Source organism: Anabaena sphaerica FACHB-251, assembly GCF_014696825.1.
GTDB lineage: Bacteria > Cyanobacteriota > Cyanobacteriia > Cyanobacteriales > Nostocaceae > RDYJ01.
This window is the reverse complement of the sequence record NZ_JACJQU010000016.1, coordinates 66,187-91,122: the sequence shown is the minus strand read 5'-3', so window position 1 is coordinate 91,122 and position 24,936 is coordinate 66,187. Positions and strand designations below refer to the sequence as shown.

Annotated in this window: 21 protein-coding genes; 8 read left to right on the top strand and 13 right to left on the bottom strand. The window is 38.3% G+C overall.

The genetic code is table 11. The annotated features are described in order from the left end of the window. Positions 1-172 precede the first annotated feature (172 nt). Positions 173-2,353, bottom strand: coding sequence for a recombinase family protein (locus tag H6G06_RS20980; RefSeq protein ID WP_190563651.1), 2,181 nt, complete (start codon positions 2,351-2,353; stop codon positions 173-175). Positions 2,354-2,440: 87 nt separating this feature from the next. Between H6G06_RS20980 and H6G06_RS20975 the strand changes: the two genes are divergently transcribed. Together H6G06_RS20975 and mltA are read left to right on the top strand one after the other, a co-directional pair. Continuing rightward, positions 2,441-3,757, top strand: coding sequence for a proton extrusion protein PcxA (locus H6G06_RS20975; protein WP_190563649.1), 1,317 nt, complete (start codon positions 2,441-2,443; stop codon positions 3,755-3,757). Positions 3,758-3,983: 226 nt separating this feature from the next. Further along, positions 3,984-5,243, top strand: a complete 1,260-nt coding sequence (gene mltA, locus H6G06_RS20970) for a murein transglycosylase A (RefSeq protein ID WP_190563647.1) — start codon at positions 3,984-3,986, stop codon at positions 5,241-5,243. Positions 5,244-5,271: 28 nt separating this feature from the next. Here the strand turns inward: mltA and modB are convergent, their stop codons facing one another. The 4 genes from modB to H6G06_RS20950 form a co-directional block, all read right to left on the bottom strand. Further along, a complete protein-coding gene (gene modB / locus H6G06_RS20965; RefSeq protein ID WP_190563645.1) occupies positions 5,272-7,080 on the bottom strand; it encodes a molybdate ABC transporter permease subunit in 1,809 nt (602 codons plus the stop codon). Between the two features lie 112 nt (positions 7,081-7,192). Then, positions 7,193-8,038, bottom strand: a complete 846-nt coding sequence (locus H6G06_RS20960; protein ID WP_190563643.1) for a hypothetical protein — start codon at positions 8,036-8,038, stop codon at positions 7,193-7,195. 117 nt (positions 8,039-8,155) lie between these two features. Next, positions 8,156-8,686 (bottom strand): GNAT family N-acetyltransferase, encoded by a 531-nt coding sequence (locus H6G06_RS20955; protein WP_190563641.1) that lies wholly within the window; start codon positions 8,684-8,686, stop codon positions 8,156-8,158. Next, positions 8,687-8,998, bottom strand: a complete 312-nt coding sequence (locus tag H6G06_RS20950) for a type II toxin-antitoxin system TacA family antitoxin (RefSeq protein WP_190563639.1) — start codon at positions 8,996-8,998, stop codon at positions 8,687-8,689. A 168-nt stretch (positions 8,999-9,166) separates the two neighbouring features. Here H6G06_RS20950 and ggt point away from each other — a divergent pair, with 168 nt between their 5' ends. Then, on the top strand, positions 9,167-10,894 hold the full coding sequence (ggt, locus tag H6G06_RS20945) for a gamma-glutamyltransferase (protein ID WP_190563637.1): 1,728 nt from the start codon (positions 9,167-9,169) through the stop codon (positions 10,892-10,894). Here ggt and H6G06_RS20940 read toward each other — a convergent pair. From H6G06_RS20940 to ruvC, 6 genes are all read right to left on the bottom strand, one after another. Continuing rightward, positions 10,891-11,148: a hypothetical protein gene (locus H6G06_RS20940; protein ID WP_190563635.1), complete on the bottom strand. Its 258-nt coding sequence runs from the start codon at positions 11,146-11,148 to the stop codon at positions 10,891-10,893. The two genes, ggt and H6G06_RS20940, sit on opposite strands and share 4 nt — an antisense overlap. A gap of 372 nt (positions 11,149-11,520) precedes the next feature. Further along, positions 11,521-12,600 carry an AI-2E family transporter gene (locus H6G06_RS20935; RefSeq protein WP_190563716.1) on the bottom strand — a complete coding sequence of 360 codons (1,080 nt, stop codon included), beginning with the start codon at positions 12,598-12,600 and terminating at the stop codon, positions 11,521-11,523. An 82-nt stretch (positions 12,601-12,682) separates the two neighbouring features. Next, positions 12,683-14,116 carry a bifunctional orotidine-5'-phosphate decarboxylase/orotate phosphoribosyltransferase gene (locus tag H6G06_RS20930; protein WP_190563634.1) on the bottom strand — a complete coding sequence of 478 codons (1,434 nt, stop codon included), beginning with the start codon at positions 14,114-14,116 and terminating at the stop codon, positions 12,683-12,685. Positions 14,117-14,237: 121 nt separating this feature from the next. After that, positions 14,238-14,978, bottom strand: a complete 741-nt coding sequence (locus tag H6G06_RS20925; RefSeq protein WP_190563632.1) for a molybdopterin-dependent oxidoreductase — start codon at positions 14,976-14,978, stop codon at positions 14,238-14,240. A 118-nt stretch (positions 14,979-15,096) separates the two neighbouring features. Next, positions 15,097-15,690, bottom strand: coding sequence for a cytochrome b/b6 domain-containing protein (locus tag H6G06_RS20920; protein ID WP_190563630.1), 594 nt, complete (start codon positions 15,688-15,690; stop codon positions 15,097-15,099). 277 nt (positions 15,691-15,967) lie between these two features. Then, positions 15,968-16,459 carry a crossover junction endodeoxyribonuclease RuvC gene (gene ruvC, locus H6G06_RS20915; RefSeq protein ID WP_190563628.1) on the bottom strand — a complete coding sequence of 164 codons (492 nt, stop codon included), beginning with the start codon at positions 16,457-16,459 and terminating at the stop codon, positions 15,968-15,970. Positions 16,460-16,910: 451 nt separating this feature from the next. Between ruvC and H6G06_RS20910 the strand changes: the two genes are divergently transcribed. Next, positions 16,911-18,284: a gluconeogenesis factor YvcK family protein gene (locus H6G06_RS20910; RefSeq protein WP_190563626.1), complete on the top strand. Its 1,374-nt coding sequence runs from the start codon at positions 16,911-16,913 to the stop codon at positions 18,282-18,284. 82 nt (positions 18,285-18,366) lie between these two features. Next, positions 18,367-18,840: a tRNA (adenosine(37)-N6)-threonylcarbamoyltransferase complex ATPase subunit type 1 TsaE gene (tsaE, locus tag H6G06_RS20905; RefSeq protein WP_190563713.1), complete on the top strand. Its 474-nt coding sequence runs from the start codon at positions 18,367-18,369 to the stop codon at positions 18,838-18,840. A 55-nt stretch (positions 18,841-18,895) separates the two neighbouring features. Here the strand turns inward: tsaE and H6G06_RS20900 are convergent, their stop codons facing one another. Continuing rightward, positions 18,896-20,071: a patatin-like phospholipase family protein gene (locus H6G06_RS20900; RefSeq protein ID WP_190563624.1), complete on the bottom strand. Its 1,176-nt coding sequence runs from the start codon at positions 20,069-20,071 to the stop codon at positions 18,896-18,898. A 170-nt stretch (positions 20,072-20,241) separates the two neighbouring features. Beyond that, positions 20,242-21,561: a dihydroorotase gene (locus H6G06_RS20895; RefSeq protein ID WP_190563622.1), complete on the bottom strand. Its 1,320-nt coding sequence runs from the start codon at positions 21,559-21,561 to the stop codon at positions 20,242-20,244. 275 nt (positions 21,562-21,836) lie between these two features. Between H6G06_RS20895 and lepB the strand changes: the two genes are divergently transcribed. The 3 genes from lepB to ldpA all read left to right on the top strand — a co-directional run bounded on the left by lepB (position 21,837) and on the right by ldpA (position 24,924). Further along, on the top strand, positions 21,837-22,490 hold the full coding sequence (gene lepB, locus H6G06_RS20890; RefSeq protein ID WP_190563620.1) for a signal peptidase I: 654 nt from the start codon (positions 21,837-21,839) through the stop codon (positions 22,488-22,490). Positions 22,491-22,825: 335 nt separating this feature from the next. Then, positions 22,826-23,617, top strand: a complete 792-nt coding sequence (locus H6G06_RS20885; protein ID WP_190563618.1) for an MOSC domain-containing protein — start codon at positions 22,826-22,828, stop codon at positions 23,615-23,617. Positions 23,618-23,763: 146 nt separating this feature from the next. Then, complete coding sequence (gene ldpA, locus H6G06_RS20880) at positions 23,764-24,924, top strand: circadian clock protein LdpA (protein WP_190563616.1); 1,161 nt, start codon at positions 23,764-23,766, stop codon at positions 24,922-24,924. Positions 24,925-24,936 lie beyond the last annotated feature (12 nt).

Below are 24,936 nucleotides of genomic sequence, written 5' to 3'. Positions count from 1 at the left end.
GTCTTTGACCTAGATACCCGATTTTTTGAATAAGTTGGAGATATAGTTATTACAGCAGTTATTAGACCTAACCCCCAGCCCCTTCCCTACAAGGGAAGGGGAGAAAATCAAAGCCTATCTCCTTGTAGGAGAGAGGTCTGCTTGTGGTCTATTTACCTGAAAGTAGCTGTAACTATATGACATCACAAGAATGAACTAAAGATAATAAAGGACCTATTTGTTCTTGTCCATTTACAGCTAAATCACTGTGACATAAATAAACTCTTTCAGAAACACGAGCCAGTAAATCTGCTATAATCCGACGTAATCGTTGCGTTTCTGATTCTTGTTCATCTGCTGCTGTCCAAGGTTCTCCTAACCTATCTCTAAGAAATAAAGTAGCACCAAACAAAGTGGCTGCACCACCTTTAGCCCAGAGGGGTGAACCCGCATCCAGCCAAAAATGCCATTTGTGATATCTATGACTCGCACGGTATTGGAAGACGGTAGCTAAAGTAACGGCTTTTTTGGCATTACCAATGGGACGAATAGGATAGGGGTTAGCGGTAATTGTCCCACGTCGTAATAGTTGAATAAATTCAGCAATTGTAGTCGTGAGGGTTTGTTGAGTGTGAAGTGAAAGTAAGACGGAATCTGTTTGTCTTAACCTCGTATCTATTTCCCAATAATGTTGAGCAGTTTCTAATAATTCTCGTAATGCTGCTAGTGTTTGAAATGGGGGATTATTATCTTTACACAAAAAGTTTTGAATTGCTTTGTATAGGAGAAAAATTGGTGTAGGGAGAGGACTTTGTTGATATTCCCCACGCTGTTTTTTAATCCACTCTAATATCTCATTATAAGCTTTAGTGGCAGTATATCCGATTCTATCCCAGCGTTCAAATGTTTTTACTTCTAACAAGTGGGGGTTATCTGGATGGGGTACAAAACAATGATCTGCTATTAACCCAGCACGCACCGGATCAATTTTCGGTTGTGGGGATTCTTTTTTCTCTCCATCATCTCCATAATTGGTGTTACTCTGACTTAAAATCACCAACATTTCTGCAACTTCATCCCGGTCTACTAATCGCCCCAAACCAGGATAAACTAAAGTGAGTAAGGTAAGTAATGCTCTGACAGCGGGTGAACTAATTAAGGGACGTTGATCATTGAGAGATTCTACCGGGATATTTTGCTTAGTTAATATTTCTATGAGAGTATAACGTGCGATCGCATCTAACCCAGGAGCGATAATCGCTACTTCTTCCGGTTCTACCTTTCCCGATTTAATCCCATCAATGATCACATCTGTTGTTTGACGCAAAAGTTGAGCGCGAGAGGGAATTTGGATACACTTTACCGACTTTGGTAAACTCAACATTGTCATCGGTTCAGTAACTAATTCTATCATCGACGTAGCCAGTAGATTAGCTAAATTATCTACTGTTGGACTGATTAAATTTTCTACCTGACAACGCTTTGCTAACCTGGCTAAATATTGAGGATCTGCACCCAAACCCCAACGCACTCCCCCATCAGGATTATAGCTAAATGCTCCCACCGCACCGCCATCTAACAGAAACTCAAACAAGTTATAGGCTATAGCTGGATAATCATCTACATCATCAGCTATTACCCTCTGATAACGTTGTTTTAAACGTTGCTGATAATCGCTATTAGTTAACAAATGCTGGTTGTAGAGTTCAGTAATCAATCCATAGGTTAATAATCCTCTTTCTAAACACCAATTCCGCCAATTTAGCAACAAAGATCCTAAAAGTTCTGGTTCTAGTTTACTGGCATTTTCTTGTAAACCTGTTTGCAAAACTTCAGCAATATCTTCACAAGGTGTACCACTATAAGCCGCTAGTTGCCATAGGTCTAATATCCGCCTCACTAAGCGATACTCATTCACTCCTGCACGGCGCAAAGTTTCCGCATCTAACTGAAAATCCCAAAGTTTTGTTGCTAATTCTTGCTCAGTTTCGGGGCGCAATCTCACCGGAAATTGTGCTTTAATTTGTAAACATTCAATTAATAACGGCCAAAATAAAACAACTTCATCCTGAATAAACCCCAAGGTTGTTTTAGCACGGATTGGGTATTTTCCAGAAGTCAAGGTGACAATTTTATCGCTTAATGTTCGGCGATTATCATCGTTAGATGCTAAAACTAAAACTCCGGGTTCTGTTTGGAGAAGATTTGATGTTTTGATTGTGCTTTGAGCTTTTTTCTGATTTTGATTTTTCGTATAAAATGACTCTATAGGTTGGTTGCCATTTTTCTGCACCCAATAACAAAACCGTTCGGCTAAACGAGTAGTTTTACCGCTGCGACTAGTACCGACAATCCAAACAGAATCTGAAATCACAAATATACTCCTTATGGATTTGTTAGTATACCTTCTGCGTTAACTTAAGTTTAAGAATCGCCAAACCATGTTAGATGATAATTGAGGATGAAAAATTCTGTGTTTAGTCAAAAAATATACTCTTTTTTGCTAACTGCTTACAGATGGTACTTACTGACACCAGAACGCTCTTTGGAGGAAGCTTACCAAACAGCGTTAAAGATTAAGGAAATCGAAGACAATCATTTTAATGGTAATAAAATCAGCCCTGATTCTGCTATGTACAGTAGTAGTGTCATGGATTATTTTCAGGCTGATCTAAAGAAATTATTAAAAGATGTGCGGATGCGGCTGACAGAGTTTAAAGCCAGCCGTTGGTTCTCAAATGAATCTAAGCAAAAAGCGGCAGCTAAAACAGGTATAGAATATCCCAATCCAGCTTTAGTTTTAGAAAAGCTAGAATTCATTGATCAAGTTATTGCCAAATACACAAATTATGATATAGAAACAAGTTCTGTCAATAATGTCGTTTCTCCATCTATAACTGTAGCAGATAATAAAGTAATTACCCAACCAATCACACCAAAATCATCAGTTAAAAACAGTGATATTCAGCCAAAGCGAAAAGCTGATAGTACAGGGATTTTACCGCGCTCAATTTTAACAACTATTACTCGTTTACAAGCAGAATTAGATCCCAATGCTGAAAAAGACGTAGTGCAAAATTTTCGACAAACGCAAAAAACAACAATTATATCTGTTCGGTTTATTTTATTATTAATTATTATCCCCCTTCTCACCCACCAAATCGCTAAAGCTGTAGTAGTAGGTCCGTTAGTTGAGCATTTTAGAAGTTCAGAACCAGAGCAGATTTTTATCAATGAGGAAATGGAAGAAGAAGCACTGGTAGAACTGCAAAAATTTGAAGAAAGAATCAAGTTTGAAAATCTGATAAGTAATGCACCTCCGCTATCATCTGAAGCGATAGAAAGCCAAATGCACGAAAAAGCAAAGGAGGTAGCAGAGGAGTTTCGACGTGAAAGTGCCAATGCAATTAAAAATGTGTTTGCAGATATTTTTTCTGTAGTTGCTTTTATCTGGCTGTTAATCATCAGCAAGTCATCTATCACAGTTCTCAAAGATTTCTTTGATCATGTAGTATATGGATTGAGTGATAGTGCCAAAGCATTTATTATTATATTGTTCACTGATGTTTTTGTCGGTTTTCACTCTCCCCACGGTTGGGAAGTAATTCTGGAAGGCTTATCAAGACACTGGGGTTTACCAGCTAATAGGGATTTTATCTTTTTATTCATTGCTACATTTCCCGTGATTTTAGATACAATTTTCAAATATTGGATTTTCCGTTATTTGAATCGCATATCTCCTTCAGCTGTTGCTACATACCATAATATGAATGAGTAAATAAATTCATAATTCATAATTCATAATTTGCGATTGGTAAGTAAGTCGGCTCGAAAAAACCAAGGTATGTAACAAAATGTAAAATCTCTGACAGTCTCTTCCCTCTTGCATGAGTGCCTTTTGCCTTGCCATGACGACAATTTTCAACGCTTACCTACTTGATGCCATAATTATTCCCTATTACCTCTTAACTGTCACCTGTCACCTATTCCTTTAGATTAATTTCATGAAAAAAATATTTAACACAACTGTCAGCTTACCGTTTTTTTTGACGATTTTTTTCCTGGAAATGCCAGCGATAAAAAACAAAGACGTAATTTCTCCAGAATGTCAAGTAACCAAGTGGAATTTACCAACATCTTTGAAAACTGAAAACACCAAAAATGCACCTGTACTTCTCCAAAGATTACCGGTTGGTTGTTGTGAAAATGATGCTTCTTGTTTAGATGAAAGGATCTATGGTAGTGAACAGGAGAAAATAGCAGATAGGAAGGCATTACTCAAATCTATTGATCAAAGTTTAAGATATTTAAAAACAGGTCGGGCTGCGGCTGCTTATCAAAGATATAAAATTCCTGGAATTACGAGAGATAGGGTTTATCGTAGTTTGCAAAGATTCCGACAATTAGTATTGTCAACTAAGTCGCCTCAAGAATTACAAGCAGCGATTGAGAAAGAGTTTGTCTATTATCAATCTGTTGGTAAAGATAGTCAAGGAACAGTTTTGTTTACTGCTTATTATGAACCATTATATTTAGCTAGTCGCAAACCAACCAAAGAATTTAAATATCCTGTTTATCGCTTACCACCAAATTTAGGATCTTGGACTAGACCTCATCCCACTAGGTTAGAGTTAGAAGGTGCAGATGGTTTACAAGGTTATAAAGGTAAATTAAAGGGTTTAGAGTTATTTTGGTTTCGAGACAGATTTGAACCTTATATTATTCAAATTCAAGGTTCGGGACGCTTAAAATTAACTGATGGAACGGAAACAACTATAGGATATGCTGGTAATACAGCTTATAATTATAAAAGTTTGGGTCGCACATTAGTAGAGGCGGGAAAATTACCAGAAAAGGGCGTAACAATGCCGACAATTTTTGAGTATTTCCAAAAATATCCCCAAGATTTGGATGTTTATCTTCCCCGCAATAACAGTTTTGTATTTTTCAGAGAAACCTACGGTAGATCGGCACACGGTTCTGTTGGTGTACCGCTGACTCCAGAACGTTCTATAGCTACAGATAAATCTTTAATGCCTCCTGGTGCTTTAGCTTTAATTCGCGCACCTTTTCCTTTTGTTAATAATAACAATGAATTGGAAAATCGTACAGTTAGCCGTTATGTATTAGATCAAGATACAGGTGGTGCAATTAAAGGCGCTGGTAGGGTAGATTATTATTTAGGAACAGGTGACATAGCAGGCGATCGCGCTGGTGTTACAGTTAGCGATGGACAGTTATTTTATTTGTTGCTGAAACAATAATATCCAAAATCTAAAATCCAAAATCTGATTATTCCATCAACATCAACCGCACAGGATCTAAATGTACATACCAAGGAAAAGGTTTGTCTTTTATCGTCACCCATTTTTCCTTATAAACTTCCGCTTGCAAGTGATAATCATGAATATTTTCCGCCGGGGAATGTAACTTTAAAAATAAAGTCATGCGGTGAGGAGTTTCGCTAGTTCTCACTAACCAACAGGGAAAAGTATTTTCCTGTGTAGCGTCATTGTGAAATTCAATTTGATGGGCGCGAATGCCAATGTGAGATAATTGATTAGGAATTGATTCTACAACTTCCAAAGTACAACCCCAATCAATTGATTCAACTTTTTGGGATGATATAAATACAGCACTAGAAAAGTTTTTACATCCAGTGATTTTTGCAACATTCATAGTAGCAGGATGTTGGAAAATTTCATACTTAGAACCATGATGAGCTTCTTTACCATGTTCTAATACTAATAGATTGGGACAAAGCCGATAAGCTTCTTCCATATTATGAGTAACAAATAAAGTCACACCAGAATATTCAGCTAAAGTTTTCGTCATTTGTTGTTCTAATTGACTCCGCAGGTGTGTATCCAGGGCAGAAAATGGCTCATCTAAAAGTAATGCTTCTGGTTGACTTGCCAAAGCCCTAGCTAAAGCTACCCGTTGTTGTTGACCTCCTGAAAGTTGGTGAGGATAGCGATCGCCTAGTCCCTCTAAGTGCATAGCTATTAATTGCTTTTCTACCTCTAACTTGATATTGTTATTAGATAATTCTTTGGGTAAACCAAAGGCGATATTTTGCGCCACAGTTAAATGAGGAAACAAAGCATAATTCTGAAATAAAAAACCTATTTTTCGATGACGACTAGGAATATTAATTCCTTTTCCTGAGTCAAATAAAACTCTATCATTTAATACTATTCTGCCTTTGGTTGGTGTTTCTATTCCCGCAACACAACGGAGAATCATACTTTTTCCCGCACCAGAACCACCCAACAAACCTAAAGGTTGATTATCGGTAGCAAAAGCAATCTTTAGATGAAAACTTGTCAGGTTTTTTTCAATATCTAAAAATAAGCCAGATGTAGAAGAATGAAGAGGTAAAGAAAAGGATTGATTTTCTGGTTCTATTTGTCGATTTTCTGCTTTATCTGTACGTCTAATTTTATGCTTTTGTTCTTGCCAGAAGTTAGTTAAAATAATTCCTGATAGAGAAATTGACACAATAATAATTGCCCAAAACCAGGCTTCTTTAATATCCCCAGCTTCCACAGCAAAATATATCGCCATTGGTATATTCTGCGTTTGTCCAGGAATGTTACCGGCTAACATCAAAGTTGCACCAAATTCACCCAAAGCACGAGCAAAAGCTAAAGTTGCACCTGCTAAAATTCCAGGAAAAGCTAAAGGTAAACTTACCCGCCAAAATATTGTTAATTCCTTAGCGCCTAAAGTTCTCGCTACCCGCAATAAATTAGCATCAATTTGTTCAAAAGCTCCCAATGCAGTCTTATACATTAATGGGAAAGATACCACCGTTGCAGCTATAGCCGCACCATACCAAGTAAATACTATAGTCAGGTTAAACGGTTCTAGTAATTTACCAACAGGACCATTTTTACCAAAAAATAGCAACAACAAAAAACCCACAACCGTAGGCGGTAAAATCAACGGTGCAACGAATATCCCTTCAATTATAGATTTCCCTTTACCCCGATATCCCAGCATCCAGTAAGCAGCACCAACACCTAAAAAGAAGGTGATAAAAGTCGCTAAAAATGAGGTTTTTAACGATATCCAGAGGGGTGATAAGTCCTGTGGCATAATTTGTAAAAATTCCAACTTAGTTGGTATTATACCAGGTAATAGGGAATGGGGTCAATCAGGAGATTGGCTATATATAAAAATGTAATTACTGGTTATAAATTGAAAATATTCAGGATAATCCAGGAATACCTATAATACAGTTACCAACAAGACCTATTTCTTGAAAGATATCAATATTTTGATATAGTATTCCCGCTTGAGAATCGCCTTTGTTTAGAGGAACTACATAAGAATACAGTTGAAATCCTGATTTTGTGCTAATACCCCTCTGAACTGAACCACCTATACCATTAAATTTTTTTTCTGAGACAATTTCTTTTATGACTTTTTCAGGTGCATACCACCATTCCAAATGAGTTTTTTCATATTCTGTTCTTTTTTGATAAATGAATGTTCTGATTTCATCCTTCTTAGATCCAAGTAATAGAAAATAATTATCATTTGATATATCTCCTTCGGTAACTTTAATTTCTAATTTTCCACTACTAATATCAGTTTCTAAATGAAAAATTTTAAATTGATAACTGGGATAGCAAAATCCAAATATTGCAATTTCACAAGTAGCATCACTACCACTTGCTCCTACAGAAATAGCCATGAGTTCAAGCAAATTTTTTACACAATTAGCAACATCTGATATTGAAGGAATTTCTTTGTTACAATTATTGAGATTTTGAAGGATATTAGCTAATGTTGCATAAATATTTAGTCCTATCAAACTAGCTCCTGCATATGCCATACCTATTGAATGTTCAAAATAGGGATTAGGACTAAAAAAGTCCGTTTTACATTTTATGTATAAAGGAAATATCTTAGCTCCATATTTTAATAGTTCGGTGTAAACAATTTGTTTACCCAATACGTCTCGATCTTTTCTTGATATTTGAGTATCAGCAATAGACCATAATCTGTGTTCCTCTTCTGATTTGTTTAACCAACATACAACTGTAGTCATAATAATTTCGATTTGATGATGTCTGTTGTGATTTGAAAATTTACAAAATGAGTAAATCTAATAATTGACTGCTGCTATTTACAGCATATTGTATTTATTGCTAATTCCTTATAATCACTATGTAAGCATTTTCTCTATTGTATCCATCATCAAAAAGAGCCTGTGAGAATAATCAGGAAAGCGAGAAAATTGATAATGCTCATAAAATGATCGTGCTTGATCATCTTTAGCTTCAACCACAACAGCAAGTGTGGCAATTTCACTTTTCAGACTACGATATAGAGCATCAATTAACAACATTTCGCCCAACCCTTTCTGGCGATGGTTTTGATCTACAGCTAATCTACCTAAAAGAGTAGCAGGAAGTAGAGGATATTTTGGCAGTTTTTTAGTTATCTCTATAGGCAATTCTTCTAATTTAATACTTGTTGATGATAATGTATAAAAACCTGCTATATTTCCAGAACTTTTTTCTACTAAAACCAATGGGGCTGCCATTCGTTTACGTGCATCTTGCCCAGCGTGTTTTTGAAAATAATTATCTAGTTTATCAACACCACAACAGAAGGCCGCCCGGTTATGTTTTTTTCCTAGCGGCTCTATTAAATAATGCTTGAAAGCATCAGAACTATCTATTAAATTTTCCACTTATACACCCATATTCTTTTTATAACGTTGAGCAGCAGCCCGTAACTTTTCGCTGGGTTCAGGTGGATTCAGCAGTGCTTCTACAAAAACCTCTTGGTCTTTTCTGCTTAATATCATTATTTCATTTTCTTGAATAATCTGGTTTGCCGCACTGACAAGACTGCTAACTACAAAATCTGTGAGTGTCCTCCCCTGAATATCAGCCGCACGTTGGAACAATTCCTTATTTTCTGGACTGATACGGGCTTCTAATCTTTCTGATTTAGATCGCAAGGATTTTGCTCGGCTGCTTTTAGCTGATGTATGAGTCATGATAGCCTCTACACAAATAACATAGTGTGATAAATTATATGTACGGCAAATGTCCTAACACTATAGTAATAGTTTAACCATTTAGCTCGAAAAATGTCAAATATTTTATCTAGCTACTAAAATTAATGATTTTAACCTGTGGTCTAATTAATATCCCCTACCATAAAAATGCCTACCATCACCAAAACCAAAAACCTCATCATCTCCTTCATCTCCCTCACTGCTATCCTCACTACCCAAGCAGCATCAGCCACCATCACCGTACCCCTACGCAGCAAAAAAGGAATGGTAACTTCCGCCAACCCCTTAGCCAGTGAAGCCGGACTTTCAATATTAAAAAAAGGCGGAAATGCGGTAGATGCAGCAGTAGCGACCACCTTTGCAATTTCCGTAGTTGAACCATTTTCCGCAGGTATTGGTGGCGGTGGTTTCCTACTATTTCATTCTCAAAAAACCGGAGAAATTAAAGCTTTAGATTTTCGGGAACGCGCACCCATCAAAGCAACAAAAAATATGTATTTAGATGCTAATGGTAAAGTGATTCCCGGTGCGAGTATTACAGGTTATTTAGCAGTAGCAACACCGGGAACTGTTGCAGGAATGTATGAAGTACATCGTCGTTATGGAAAGCTACCTTGGCAAGAAGTTGTTAAACCTGCAATTTCCCTTGCTAAAAATGGTTTTATTATCAGTGATAGAATCTCTTGGCGTTCTATTTCAGCTTACGAAAACCTTAAACAAGCAATACTTAACAACCCCGCAGCAAGTAAAATCTTCACTCGCAACGGTGAATATTATCAACCAGGAGAAAGTTTTATTCAAACTGACTTAGCTAAAACATTAGAAACCATTTCTCAAAATCCCCAAAGTTTTTACACCGGAGAAATTGCCAAACTTATCGCTGATGACATGGCCAAAAATGGTGGTTTAATTACTCTCGAAGATTTAAAATCATATAAAACAATTTGGCGCACTCCTGTTTGTGGAAATTTCCGAAAAGCTAAAATTTGTTCTATGCCACCTCCATCATCAGGAGGCGTTCATTTATTACAAATGTTAAATATTATCGGTGACACAGACTTAAAATCATTAGGATGGAATCACCCAGACGCGATACATTTAATGATAGAAAGCATGAAAATTGCTTACAGCGATCGCTCTCAATATTTAGGTGATCCTGATTTTGTGAAAGTCCCCGTTTCTGAACTAATTAGCAAAAATTACGCCCAAAAACGTCGCCAACAAATTAACATGAATAAGGCGACACCATCAACAGAAATAAAACCAGGACTGAAAACAACAAAAATTCCTGAAAAAACAGAAACCAGTCATTTAAACGTAGTTGACGCAGACAGAAACGCCGTCAGTTTAACCTTCACCATTAACTTAGGTTTTGGTGCGGGAATAGTCACACCGGGAACAGGAATAGTTTTAAATAACGAAATGGATGATTTTGCAGCTGCACCAGGAGTACCAAACGCCTTTGGTTTAGTTGGTAACGAAGCAAATAGCATCGCCCCCCGGAAAACACCACTTTCCAGTATGACACCCACCATCGTCACCGAAAACAACCGCTTGCGTTTAGCTGTAGGTGCGCCTGGTGGTAGCACCATCATCACCCAAGTATTGCAAATAATACTGAATGTTTTGGAATACAAAATGGATGTTGGTGCAGCCGTTTCTGTGCCACGCATACATCACCAGTGGCTACCCGATGAGTTGCGTGTCGAGTCTTGGGGTTTAGATGCGTTAACCTTGCAAGACCTACGCCGTCGCGGACAGAAAATCAAAGAAACTACACCTTGGGGTAATATTAATGCGATTGCTGTTACAGAAAAGGATACCTTAGAAGGAGCCGCAGATCCCCGTGGTGAAGGTTCAGCCAAAGGCTATTAATTTGGCACTGTTGACTTTGCCAAGCTATTGCTAAACTCGTTTGCCCGTGCGCTAGGAACTAAACTCCAGCCAGCTTTTAACAGTTTTTGATAAGTTGCCCAACCCTTAGAACCACCGGGTATTTGATAATCTGCAACTGAAAATTGAGGAAACGCCGTATAAGGCCGCCAAGGTTGACCGGGTGCAGTTTGCAAATGCAAAATTTTCTCTCCGTCATCTCCAGACTTAGATAACCAGCACATTTGTCGATGCATGGTAAACTCCTTTACGTTTAGCTTATGTTGCATAATGACAGGATTTTGTCCATACCTGCCTCAATCTTGTGGGAGAACTTCTTAGCCTAAAAGATTAGACCAGAGGAATTTGATACTATTAAAATCAGGTAAATTTCTGAAGAAGATAGACTCCTATATGCGGTTTTCCGCAAGATAAGAAGATAAACACAGAACAAAAAAGGTTGTTCTCAAGATGCTTTCTTCCAGTACAATATTTTTTTAATGTTATCTATGCTTTCTAGGATTGTATGTAGCTATAACTACGATTTTGGAAAATAACTGCAAATCAAGCTATTAGTTTTTCTATTCGGATATATAAGCCAATGATTATCCGTTAATTAGCCCCCAACCTCACAACGATGTTGACTCTTCTAAAATCTCCAGCCCTGCTTTACCCTCAACCTCAGCAAAGACAGCATCTACCGTATCTTTGATCACACCCGCCACAGGTACAGCAATTAACAAACCTAACACCCCAGCAATATAAGTTCCCATGAGTAAAGAAATTATCACCCAGATTGGTCTAATACCTGTAAATTTACCCAAAAGACGGGGAGCGATCGCTTGATCAATTAATTGGTCAATCACAACAGCAACAGCTAAAATTTGTACAGCTAACCAAAAGTCATGGGAAGCTATAATTGAAATTATTATTATCAAACTTACAACATCTCCAAAGGGAATTAAGCTTAAAATTCCCACACCCAAACCAAAAAGTAAACCAAACTGAACACGGAAAACTAAAAACATCAATGTTTGGGAAAATCCCATCAACAAAGCTAAACTGATCTGACCTATCAAGTAATTTTGAAAGTTTTGCTGGAGAGAATTTTTCACAGCCTGACCAAAATTCCCAGGTAATTTTTTCAATAATCCCTCAACAATTCTTTCACCATCTATTAATAGATAAATAGTCAAGACTACTGTAATTAATGCCTCAGAAATGCTATCAATTGTATTAACAATTAAACTAAAAAGCTTATCAGATATATACTCTAATTCATTAGGTAAACGATTGATAATATTAGTTAATATCTGACTTAAATCCAGTTGCCATCTCTGACCAAAAACCCAAATATTTAATTTTTGAAGTTTGGCTGAACTATCTTCAATCCACTGGGGAAGTAATTTAGCCATTTCATGAAATTGCTCTAAAATAATAGGGATTAAAATGATACCTACAGCAGCTAAAATTATCACAGTTGCTAGTACAACTAATGTTACTGCATAGTTGCGCTTAATCCCCCATCGCTGAATTACTGAAACAGGATAGTTTAAAATAAAAGCCAGCAAAACTGCTAAAATCAGAGTCGTCACCAATGGTTGGAAATATTGCAATAGTAAAAATAACAGCCACCCATTCAGAAAAATGAGCGGAAATAGTAAAGTCAAAATTAACCATTTAAGTAATTGTTCCAAAGAAAATTTTATCTGCATAAATGTAGTATATAATACCAGCTATGATAAAGCCAGCAATATAAATAGCAATTTCTCATTTCTATAATACTAAATACTAACTTTCTTGAAAAGCTAACAATTGCTGATCATTTATTCTTCCTACTTCGTGTAGAGTATTCACAATTTCCGAAAGAGTTAAAACCGAATGACCACAATAACCATTTTCTTTTAACCGATCTTTTACACCTTGTTCATGGTCAATAAAAACCACAATATCATTAACCTTTAATCCCACTGATTTAATTTTTTCCGCCCCTTCCATCACACTTTTACCACTGATAAGAATATCATCAACTACTGCAACCGTTTCCCCAGGATGAAAATTACCTTCAATAACCTTGCGTGTACCATGCGCTTTCACTTCCTTACGAGGAAAAATCATTGGACAATGCAGCCGTAAAGATAAACCAGTTGCAGTAGGTAAAGAACCGTAGGGAATACCAGCCAACCTATCAAAAGTAAGACCTTTTAAAATTTCTTCATAAGCACTAAGAACCTGATTAAAAACTTGCGGATTAGAAATTATTTTCCGCAAATCAATGTAATAAGGAAAAGTTGCCCCTGAAGCTTGAACAAATTCCCCAAACATAATACAACCAATATCAAAAAGTTGTAAAATCAAATCTTGATGAGGGTGTTTATCTTTGACATCAATATCAGGAAACCAGACATCACAACTAGAAGCATCATGGATAAATTCACTTCTAAATTGATTAATTTCTGTGCGTAAAGATTGAACTTGTTGAGATAAATTGGTACTACTCAACATATCTTGCGGAACAGGAATCAATAAACCATCACCGTTAGCATTTAAACCCGCTGCTAAAATCTTTTTTAGATTCCCATCCTCAGCCCAAATACTCCGTGCCATAATGATTCTTTCCGGCGCAAGAGAACGAGTAGATTTTAAAACCTCAGCATTTGTAGTTCCTACTTCCAACCCTAATTGTTCTGGAGTTCCCCAGTTTTTTGATTCCTGTACAACCTGTAAATAAAGCGGTGCATTATTATTAGGATATTGCTGTAAAATAGCTGCGCCAGGATTAGAAGTACAACACAAAATAAACACAGATTTATCAGGATAAACTAAAAATGGTGCAACATGATCCTGACCAGTGTAGGGACTAAGAGTAACAGCATCTACCTGCCATTCTGTAAATATTGAATGTGCAAAAATACTGCTAGTATTTAAATCACCATGTTTAGCATCTAAAATAATCGGAATATGGGCAGGAATAGAATTTAATGTTTTGATTAAAAGTTCTAAACCCCTTACACCTAAAGCTTCATAAAATCCCAAAGTTGGTTTATAAGCACAAACAAAATTAGCCGTTTCAGTAATCATAAATTGCAACCAATTTTCCAAACCAGTCATCAAATCAGATGATTGATAACAGGCTGGAATCATTTCAGGATTTGGATCAAGTCCTACAAATAGCAAACTTTGATTTTGGGAAATTGTCGTATTTAATTTATCAAAAAAGTTCATTTTTATTTTCCTAATAAATGTTTCAAATATGTAAGTTGGGTTGACAGAAGGAAACCCAACATTTTAGGGGTTGTTGGGTTGCGCTGTCGCTTAACCCAACCTACAATATTTACAACAATATTTACAACCCCGCAAACCATTCATAACCCTGATCTTCCCAATAACCTTTAAACGCTGATAGATGGCTAGTTAAAGTAATTCGCGTTACCCATTTACTTTGTTTATAACCTAATTTAATAGGAGAAGCTAAACGCAAAGGCGCACCATTTTCAACAGGCAATTTTTCACCATTTTTTTGATATGCTAACAAAGTTTGCGGATGGGTAGCTGATGCTAAATCCCAACTTTCATAATAACCATCTGCTGATTTAAAAAAAGCATACTTAACATTTTCCTGCGGTTGAGCTAAAGTAATTAAATCACGTAAACGTATACCACCCCATTGGACAATTGCAGCCCAACCTTCAACACAAACATGACGAATAATCATAGAACTTAAAGGTAAAGCTTGAATTTCTGCCATACTTAAACTCACGGGATTATTTACTTCACCATCAATAATTAACCGGAATTTATCTACATCAATAATTGGTGTATTGCGGAAACTATTAATGATTAAAGCTTCTGGTTGAATTTCACTAACAGCAAATTCTGGTACAAGTTTCTGCGGTTGAAAAATTAATTCTTCCACCTTTTGATTTAATGGTTCAGAAAGTTTACCTACCAAATCTTCTAATGCTGGTGTACCACAACTACTAAGTAAACCACCTATACTAGAAATTCCTGATATTTGTAAAAACTTACGGCGGTTAAATTGAGGTTTAACTATATGAATTAGGTCTTTTTTATTAGTATGATTCATGATTTAATCACTCCCCCTAATTAAAATCTCTCACAAAAATTGTGTATCTATTTGATAATAGTCAAAAACTATCTGTGTTTATCTGCGTTTATCTGCGTTAAAATATTAATTTAAAAACCTACCAAAACATAGATGCTGTTAGTTCTTCTCCCCCAGCGTTCTGTCCCAACCGCCAGTGAATAATTACAAATATTACCACCAATGGCACAGAAGCAAAATGCACAATCCTTAATGCTTGCCAATCACCAAACATATCAACTATCCAAGGAAATTGAGCAGGTTTGTACATTCCTATTCCTGTCAATATGGCTAACAATAATATGGGAATAATAGATGTGTAAATAATTCGATGCCAAGCGTAAGTTAGACGTTTGGGGTTTTGCGTTTTTTGTAAAGCTTTAATATCATTACTTCCCACAAATCTATGTCGCCAACGTCGGGTTATTAAAATATAAATTCCATAAAATAAAAGATTGAGAGAAAATATCCACATAGCTGCAAAATGCCAGTGTCTACTTCCTGCTAACCAACCGCCTAAAGTAAAAATAGGAAGAATATGCAAACCTGCACGGCCACCAAAAACGGGATTAGCGTTATAAATTTGCAATCCACTGGTAAGCATTAAAAACAGGCTAATAATATTAATAGAGTGAAATATTTTAGCGGCTATAGCTTGGGTTGGTAACTTCCGGGGTTTGGCAGGAGAATTCATAGTAAGTAGGTAGGCGTTGAAAATTGTTCTGGTAACAATAATATTATGTTGATATATTTTGAACTGACTTGAATACAAGCTACGATAGCTTTGCTCACCGTATGCATCGCATCAACCCGTGTCTAGGGGAAAAGTATGATGTATCCGGTAGGTGTAGCGATCGCTCAACTCCTTGATAGTTCAATGGATGTCATGGGTGACAGACTCAGTTTAATTAATTATTCTCCAGTTTAATTAATTATTCTCCAGTTTAACTAACTATTCTCTTTTTACAAAATTACAACTGAAATGAAGCAGTTAACGCCACCGCTAAAGCATCCGCTGCATCATCTGGTCTAGGAATTTCATCTAAATCTAACTCCCGCATTACAGCGTCTTGTACTTCTGCCTTATCCGCCTTACCATAATTTGTCAAAGCTTGCTTAATTTGAGGAGGGGCGAACTCTACATAAGGAAGCTTGCGTTGTCCCAGAACCAACATTAATACACCCCGCGCCTGTGCAACAACAATAGTATTTGCCATACGATAGAAGAATAACTTTTCAATTGCCACCAAATCCGGTTGCAAATCGTCCATCAGGGTGTGTAAATCGTCAAATAAAGTACATAGTCGCTGACTCATTTCCATATCGGCTGAAGTGCGAATTACGCCAAAATCCAGCATCTTTACGGTTGTATCTTGTACTTTACCTTGACTTTGGCTCCATGCGATCGCGCCAAATCCCACAATTGCTAATCCCGGATCTAATCCTAAAATTCGCTTTTCCATAATATCTTCCTAAATTTGCATAAAATTGATATTTACCCAGATCTCAAGGTGCATAACTCAGGTTATCAATTAGAGGTACATTCGTATCAATACTGTTCCGGGTTTTCTATCTGCAAGTTGTAACTTAGTTTGGGTAAAGGTTTTTTCTTCTAAATCTTGATTGTCCTTTTTTTATAGCAATGGACAAGGCTGTAGTTCACGAACTGATAATCAAACTTAGACACCAAAAGACTTTTAGCCCTGTCACCCCTTCGGGGTTCGCCACTTGACGGCAGTTGCTACAAGTCGGGAAACCCGTCCACCGCAGTGGCTCACCTGTCACCTGTTATATCCTTGAATCTTGTTGAAATTTTGACTTTTGGAATTTTAAATTGATTTCACTCTTGGTCTTAAAACCAGGTAGTGTACATTTTCTGTTAAACATTGTTTGTACCACTGTTCCCTATTAGGTATGTCAATCGGTTTTCTTAGACAAGCTCTCAACGCCATACAACTCCAGTCACACAGCCGCACTTCCCATCGGGTTAACCAGTGGTTTAAGTGGTTATCCCCTGGAATATCGGTAAAACGCTGGTTCCTAGTCAGTGTTGGGGGTGTTTTATTGGCAAGTTTGGGGTTGGCTATTTGGATTAAGCTAACCCCAATTTTTTGGATATTAGAGTTTCTTCGTGGTTTACTGGGATTTCTCACAGAGATATTGCCCAACTATATCAGCGGACCGTTGGTATTGCTGTGCGGTGTGCTGTTGTTACTGTGGGGACAATCTCGCACTGTAGGTTCAATTACTCAAGTGTTAAGGCCGCAAGGCGATGATGAAGAACTAATCGATGTTCTCCTGGCACATCGCCGTTTGTACCGAGGTCCAAAAATTGTCGTCATTGGTGGCGGTACTGGACTTTCTACCTTACTCAGAGGCTTAAAAACCTATAGTGCTAATATTACGGCTATTGTGACAGTGGCTGATGACGGTGGTTCTTCTGGCAGGTTGCGTCAAGAATTTGGCGTTTTACCTCCTGGAGATATTCGCAATTGTTTGGCTGCACTAGCAGATGAAGAAAAGTTATTAACAGAATTGTTTCAATATCGTTTTCGCGCTGGGGACGGGTTGACAGGTCACAGTTTTGGTAATTTGTTTTTAACTGCCATGACTGATATTACTGGAGATTTAGAAAGGGCAGTTGCAGCTAGTTCCAAAGTGCTGGCCGTGAGAGGACAAGTTTTACCCGCAACCCTTAGTGATGTTCGTCTCTGGGCAGAATTAGCAGATGGCCGCCGCATTGAAGGTGAGTCTAGTATTCCCAAAGCTGGCGGAAAAATTGTTAAAATTGGCTGTATTCCTGAACATCCACCCGCTTTACCCTCAGCGATTAAGGCAATTAAAGAGGCTGATTACATTATTATTGGTCCTGGCAGTCTGTATACTAGCTTAATCCCAAATTTGCTAGTTCCAGAAATTGCCGATGCGATCTCAGCCACAAAAGTACCTCGTATCTATATCTGCAATATCATGACCCAACCGGGTGAAACAGAAGGATACACTGTTGCTGAACACATCCAAGCCATTGATGAAGCTTGCGGTGACAGAAGGCTTTTTGATGCTGTATTAGTACATAAAAAAACCCCATCAGCCCAAGCCCTGATCCGTTACGCCCAACAAAATTCCCATCCAGTTTTCTTAGACCGAGAATCTGTCACCCAACTAGGACGGCGAATTGTTCCCGCTAACATTTTGTATGAAGATGAAACTGGTTTTGTTCGTCACGACCCACAAAAACTAGCTAAAGTTTTGTTGAAATGGTACAGTGGAGCGCAGCATGGGAAATGATGGGGACTTGGGACTGGGGACTTGGGACTGGGTAAGAGTTTTTCCCCATCACCAATCACCAATTACTAATCACCAATCACCAATGACTAAACTTTTCCTTCCTGATACAGAAGCAACACAGCAATTAGGTATTACCCTGGGTCAAGACCTGACTGCTGGCACTGTAATTTTACTAGAAGGTGACTTGGGTGCTGGCAAAACTACCTTGGTGCAAGGTATTGGTAAGGGTCTAGGTATCACTGACTCTATTGTCAGTCCTACTTTTACCTTGATTAATGAATACACAGAAGGACGCATTCCCCTTTATCATCTAGATTTGTATCGTCTAGAACCTCAAGAAGTGACAGGCTTGAATTTAGAAAGTTACTGGGAAGGGATGGAAGTTATACCGGGAATTGTCGCTATTGAGTGGGCGGAAAGAATGCCATATCTACCAGATAGTTATTTCAAGGTATGTTTAACTTATGGTGAATCTGGCACTCGTCAAGCTGAGATTACTGCTTTTAACTGTGAAATGATCAACGATGTACTATTACAGCCTAGAGGAAATTACTAACTAGTATTAAAAAATAAAAAGGTAAAAACGACCTTTTTATTTATAACTTCTTTTACTAATTATTCTTGATGAAAGCAGCGATCGCATCTTTTACTAAAGGACCAGTTTCGTTTCTATTAGAGTAGCTACGCCCATACTCAATAAATGCAGAGGCAGTATCTATTAACTGTCTCACAAACTCCTCACTAGCATTATCTATTTGTTCACTGACTCTCTGTTTTGTGAATTGGTTTTTTCTCTTCTCTCTCTCCACCACACTGCGGGGATCTTTATAAGTCTCCCCATCTTCAGCTTGAAATCTTTCATTTAAATCAAACTGAAGTCTTAAGTAGCGTTTCGACTGATTTCCACCCATAATATTAAGGCACATTGTACTGGCAATTTCTGAAGTCGGGTCCATAAAAATATCAGTAATATTTTGCGCCCAGTTTAAACCTCTCCAATTCTTAACTTCCTCAAAGCGATATGGGTCAGTAGTTTGTCCAGTACCAATAGATAGGATAGAGATATCTTCCAACTCCACATTATCTAATTTATATTTTTGCTTGATTTCTGGCAAAATTGCCGAGTGACTTAACCGCATTACTAAACTCAATGCTGCTAAGGCAGGGTTATTAGCAGAAACTCCGCCATCAATATGTGGAAATTCCCAATTACCAAATTTCTCTTTATCAACTGGTACTAATTTATAAGGAGGGAAAAAAGTTGGCGCTGAAGCAGAAGCAACGCATAACTGCCACAAATAACAATCATCATACCAACGAGCGCCAAGATCAGGATTACAATTAGTAAAAAATGTTGTATTTCGATATAATGTATCATAAGCTAATATCAATATAATTGGTTCTTCAATATCTTTAATTTTGCTGGAACCAAATTCTTTTTTGAGAGTATGTATAATACCATCATGAGAATATTTAGGTTTAGAAAATACTTCCAAAATTGAGCGCATAGGTGCTGGAAATATTTTGTATCTCTCTTTTTGGGATTGGGGAAATATATCTTTACCTTTTTTCACATACAAATCCATTAGTTCATAACTTTCTTTACCAACAGCAATCCCAGCCGTTAAAATTGAGCCTGTAGAAGTACCAGCAATTAGGTCAAAATATTCGTTTAAATAGTATCCTTTGCCTTGTTTTCTAATTTCTTGTTCGATTTGATTAAGTATTCTTGCTGTGATGACTCCACGAATCCCACCACCATCTAAACTGAGAATTTTAAAAGACATAATCACCCTCACATTGAGAATTTTTAGATAATTTTTAGTTTGTCAATGATTAGTTACCCATGAAAAACTAAGCTGGAGATTTAGCCACAAAAGCAGTTGCTCATCCCAGCCGAAATTTAATGTATGATATTTCCTATTTTTATACTAAATACGCATAGTAAAAATATTTACTACACGAAAGTTAAAGCTTGACCGCGCACTTGTGTATTTACCTGCCCTTTGTCATAGACAATTTCACCCCCGACAATTGTTGTTACAGGCCAGCCAGTTAAATTCCAACCTTCAAAAGGACTCCAACCACATTTGCTGATAACTTCTTCTCGCTTAACCTGACGGTAGGTGTTTAAGTCTACTAAAACTAAATCCGCATCGTAACCAGGAGTAATTTCTCCCTTGTTGGGAATACCATAAGCAGTAGCTACTGCCTTAGACATCCAGTTAACAACTTGGGCAATAGTACATTTTCCTGCCATTGCGGAAGTTAACATCAAAGGCAGGGAAGTTTCTACCCCAGGCATTCCTGAAGGAGTGTTAGGGTAAATTTGACCTTTTTCTTCTAGAGTGTGTGGTGCATGGTCAGTGGCGATAAAATCAATTACACCATCCCGTAAAGCTTGCCAAAGGATTTCATTATCGTGGGGCGATCGCAACGGTGGATTCATCTGCGCTAATGTGCCAATTGTTTGATAAGCACTGGTATTTAACAACAAATGTTGTGGTGTCACTTCCGCTGTCACCCAACTCGGTTTATCCTCACGCAGTAACTCGGCTTCTTCAGCAGTTGACAGATGCAAAATATGTAACCTGCGCTGATATTTTTTAGAAAGCTTTAATGCCAGTTGTGTTGCTAACAGTGCCGCTTGATTATCTTGAATTTGGGAATGAACAGCCGGATCATGAATACCCGCAAACTCCTGTCTTCGTTGGTTAATTCTCTCTTGATCTTCGGCATGAACAGCAATTAAGCGGCTTCCTTGAGCAAAAATTCTCTCCAATAAATCTTCTTGGTCAACCAGCAACTGACCGTGCATTGACCCCATAAAAATCTTAATTCCCGGTGTCGGCTGCGCCAAAAGTAATTCTGTTAAATTCTCTGCCGTTGCCCCAATAAAAAAGCCATAATTAACTAAGCACTTATTGGCAGCCCTTTGTAGTTTGTCATCTAAAGCTGACTGGCTGGTTGTCAAAGGTCTTGTATTCGGCATTTCTAGAAAGGAGGTGACACCCCCTTTAGCGCAAGCACAACTAGCCGTAAACAAGTCTTCCTTGTGTTCTAGTCCTGGTTCTCGGAAATGCACCTGCGGATCAATTACTCCAGGCAACAAAGTCAACCCTTGTGCGTCAATTTCTTGAGTTGGTGTAGCATTAGCTATTTCTGACGCTACCTCGACTATTTTCCCCCCTTGCGTCAGCACATCCCCAATCATTAAGTCACCATTGGGTAGAATGAGGTGCGCTTGGCGAATCAGTAAACTTTTTGGAGATGACATGGACTTATAAGTTATCAGTTATCAGTTATTCAGTGAGCAGTTTCATCGTGTTACTGGAACAAAATAGCAATTACTGGCAATTTTTGATAGTCAAGCCTACACAATCAAAATCATCAAATGTCTACTGCTCACTGATTTAAGTATATAGGTTTATCAAACAACTTCTCCCAAGGCTATCTTGATGAGGAAAACACCCTTCTCTAGTTAAGATAATAAATAAAGTCTTCCCTGATGAGTTCAGTGCTTGCCTCTTACCCTAAAATTTAAGTAATTTCATGCAAAATCAAGTGTCTGATAAAAACTCTAGCCAACAACCTGATAATTCCTGGATCGTCGAGCTAGGTAAAACGATTATCTTGAGTGTCTTTCTTGCCCTGGGAATTCGTACCTTTGTCGCCGAAGCCCGTTGGATTCCTACAGGCTCCATGGAACCGACGCTACATGGTGTACAAGACCAATGGAAGGCAGACAAGATCATTGTCGATAAGGTGAAGTATAAATTTGCTGCCCCGGAACGAGGAGATATTGTTGTATTTTCGCCTACAGATGAGCTAAAAAAAGAACAATACCACGATGCCTTTATTAAACGAATTATAGGTTTACCCGGAGAAAAAGTAGAAATTAAGGATGGCAAAGTCTATATTAATAACAAATATCTCCCGGAAGATAAATATTTATTCCCCTCTGCGCGTACAGTTGTTGATGTTTGCACATCAGGAGCGCAACCCCCTTTCTTGGCTAAACCGGAAACCATACCGCCTGATTCATATTTAGTATTAGGTGATAATCGTGGTAGCAGTTATGATGGGCGTTGTTGGGGTCTAGTACCACGGAAAAATATTATTGGTCGTGCTGTAATTCGTTTCTGGCCTGTTAATAAAATTGGCGGTCTTGATAAGGCTCCCTTGTATCCACCTGCAAATCCTTAGAGGATGTTTGAAAAGTTTTGAATGTATAAATAAACCCCTCTCCAAACCTCTCCCCGACGCGGGGAGAGGCTTTGAAACCCCCATTCCCTCGTAGGGAAGGGGGGAAGGGGGGTTAGGTTGCTGAAGATTATTGGTTTCATCTAATACTTTTCAAACAACCTCTTAAGAAATACTACTGCTATAGTCTGAGGCTATAGCGGTCAGCAGTCAGAAAATATGACGAAAGCAGCGGTAATTCATTAATTACCACTACCCAAACATCAGGTTTTCGGTAACATCGTGCCTAAGTCCTCAAATTATCCTATTTTTAATTTTTAATTTTTAATTTTATTTAGATGGCCTATCTAGCAAAGATTTTGTTATATCCGATTAAGTCACTCGATGGTGTCGAAGCGGAACAAGCCACAGTTCTACCGAGTGGCCCGCTTCAGTATGACCGCGAGTTTGCCATTGTTGACGCACAGGGTAGATTTGTCAATGCTAAACGTCATCTGAAAATTCATTCCTTGCGTGCCAATTTTTCTCTAACAGAAAGAGTGATTCATCTGCAACTTCCTCCTAGCAACTTATATCAGGTTTTTCATCTTGAGCAAGAACAGGAACAACTGGCAGCAAGCTTAAGTGGATTTTTTGGCTTTTCTGTCAAATTAAGACAAAATACCAATATGGGTTTTCCTGATGATACAAACTCCCCAGGTGCAACGGTGATTAGTACAGCAACTTTGAAAGAAGTAGCTTCTTGGTTCCCTGGGGTGAGTGTGGAGGAAATACGTCGTCGGCTGCGTGCCAATATTGAAATTGGTGGTGTACCAGCATTTTGGGAAGATAGGCTATTTACGGACAGCGGGGAAACAGTATCATTTCAAGTGGGAGATGTGCAGTTTTTGGGAGTCCAACCCTGTCAACGTTGTGTCGTCCCGACACGGGATTCTTACTTGGGTGAGGCTTACCCCAACTTTCAAAAAATATTTTTACAACAACGTCAGGCGACTCTGCCATCATGGGTAGCTGCATCGAGGTTTAATCATTTTTATAAATTGAGTGTCAATACTAGATTACCTGCTTCAGAAGCCGGGAAAACTATAAAAGTTGGCGATAATATCGAAATATTACAACTACAAAGTTAGTAACCGCAGAAATTAAGCAAAACCTTATAATCATTGAAACTTTTTGATGCCTCCTGCCTCCTGCCTGAAAACGACAGATCAAGAAATCTAGATTTTTTCCGGATTGTGGGCTGCAATTTTCAAGGCGAAAACAGCATAATAGAAGTGTGACTAATCTGTTAGCCCCTTTACAATCTCTAAAACAAGGTCACTGGTTCAAGCTGATTTGTGGAGCCAGTTACCAACATCTAGCTGCGGTCAGAAGTTTGACTTTAGCCTACACTTTAGCAGGTGCTGACTGCATAGATGTGGCGGCTGATACAGCGGTGATCGCTGCTGCTCAAGAAGCTTTACTGGTTGCCAAAGACCTGGTTATGGATGCCCAGGAGCGAGGTTTTGGCTTTAAAGGCAATTTACCCTTGTTAATGGTCAGCCTTAACGATGGAGAAGACCCCCATTTTAGAAAAGCAGAATTTAATCCTAGTAATTGTCCACCTGATTGCCCTAGACCTTGTGAAAAAATTTGTCCCGCACAAGCTATTGTGTTTAACAAGATAGAAGATAGCTATTCAGGAATTATTGCCGAAAAATGTTATGGCTGTGGTCGTTGCCTTCCAGCTTGTCCTTATGAGATGATTGATACAGCGTCTTATGTGTCAACGCCGGGAGCGATCGCACCAATGATCATATCAACGGGAATAGATGCCATAGAAATTCATACAAAAGTAGGGCGTTTGGCAGAGTTCCAGCGTTTGTGGGAAGTGATTGCTCCTTGGGCTGAAAAATTAAAGTTAATAGCTATCAGTTGCAATGATGGTGTAGGACTGATTGATTACCTGCAAGCAATTTATGAAATCATTGTCCCCCGTCCCCAAGTGTTAATTTGGCAAACAGACGGGCGCTCTATGAGTGGTGACATCGGCGATGGCACTACTATAGCAGCAGTGAAACTGGGGCAAAAAGTTTTGGCAGCAAACCTACCAGGATATGTGCAGTTGGCAGGGGGTACTAATAGCTACACCGTCCCGAAATTGAAGGCAATGGGACTACTTAAAGAGGCAGGGGCGCAGGGGCGCAGGGGCGCAGGGGAGGATGAAGAGTTTCTCTCGTCAGATCCTCAGCGTCTTGGCCAATCTGCTTCCATCGCCGGTGTGGCCTATGGTAGCTATGCCCGTGTGTTGCTGTCATCAGTTCTTGAACAGTTAGAGCATAAGGAGGTGAGTCCCACTGGTTTTCAGGTAAATCCCCGCCTTGAAGATGAACCGGAAATACTATGGCAAGCTGTAAAACTTGCTCATTCTCTCGTTTCCCAGATTAAGTCACAGTAAGAGCTTTAGTTG

Bases quoted from the DNA above. Each gene is read 5' to 3' on its own strand.
- H6G06_RS20940 (WP_190563635.1), bottom strand. From the start codon at position 11,148: ATGCATCGACAAATGTGCTGGTTATCTAAGTCTGGAGATGACGGAGAG.
- H6G06_RS20900 (WP_190563624.1), bottom strand. From the start codon at position 20,071: ATGTCTTTTAAAATTCTCAGTTTAGATGGTGGTGGGATTCGTGGAGTC.
- H6G06_RS20925 (WP_190563632.1), bottom strand. From the start codon at position 14,978: ATGAATCATACTAATAAAAAAGACCTAATTCATATAGTTAAACCTCAA.
- ruvC (WP_190563628.1), bottom strand. From the start codon at position 16,459: ATGGAAAAGCGAATTTTAGGATTAGATCCGGGATTAGCAATTGTGGGA.
- H6G06_RS20950 (WP_190563639.1), bottom strand. From the start codon at position 8,998: ATGACTCATACATCAGCTAAAAGCAGCCGAGCAAAATCCTTGCGATCT.
- tsaE (WP_190563713.1), top strand. From the start codon at position 18,367: ATGACTAAACTTTTCCTTCCTGATACAGAAGCAACACAGCAATTAGGT.
- H6G06_RS20975 (WP_190563649.1), top strand. From the start codon at position 2,441: ATGAAAAATTCTGTGTTTAGTCAAAAAATATACTCTTTTTTGCTAACT.
- ggt (WP_190563637.1), top strand. From the start codon at position 9,167: ATGCCTACCATCACCAAAACCAAAAACCTCATCATCTCCTTCATCTCC.
- H6G06_RS20910 (WP_190563626.1), top strand. From the start codon at position 16,911: ATGTCAATCGGTTTTCTTAGACAAGCTCTCAACGCCATACAACTCCAG.
- H6G06_RS20930 (WP_190563634.1), bottom strand. From the start codon at position 14,116: ATGAACTTTTTTGATAAATTAAATACGACAATTTCCCAAAATCAAAGT.
- H6G06_RS20960 (WP_190563643.1), bottom strand. From the start codon at position 8,038: ATGACTACAGTTGTATGTTGGTTAAACAAATCAGAAGAGGAACACAGA.
- H6G06_RS20895 (WP_190563622.1), bottom strand. From the start codon at position 21,561: ATGTCATCTCCAAAAAGTTTACTGATTCGCCAAGCGCACCTCATTCTA.
- H6G06_RS20885 (WP_190563618.1), top strand. From the start codon at position 22,826: ATGGCCTATCTAGCAAAGATTTTGTTATATCCGATTAAGTCACTCGAT.
- H6G06_RS20920 (WP_190563630.1), bottom strand. From the start codon at position 15,690: ATGAATTCTCCTGCCAAACCCCGGAAGTTACCAACCCAAGCTATAGCC.
- lepB (WP_190563620.1), top strand. From the start codon at position 21,837: ATGCAAAATCAAGTGTCTGATAAAAACTCTAGCCAACAACCTGATAAT.
- mltA (WP_190563647.1), top strand. From the start codon at position 3,984: ATGAAAAAAATATTTAACACAACTGTCAGCTTACCGTTTTTTTTGACG.
- modB (WP_190563645.1), bottom strand. From the start codon at position 7,080: ATGCCACAGGACTTATCACCCCTCTGGATATCGTTAAAAACCTCATTT.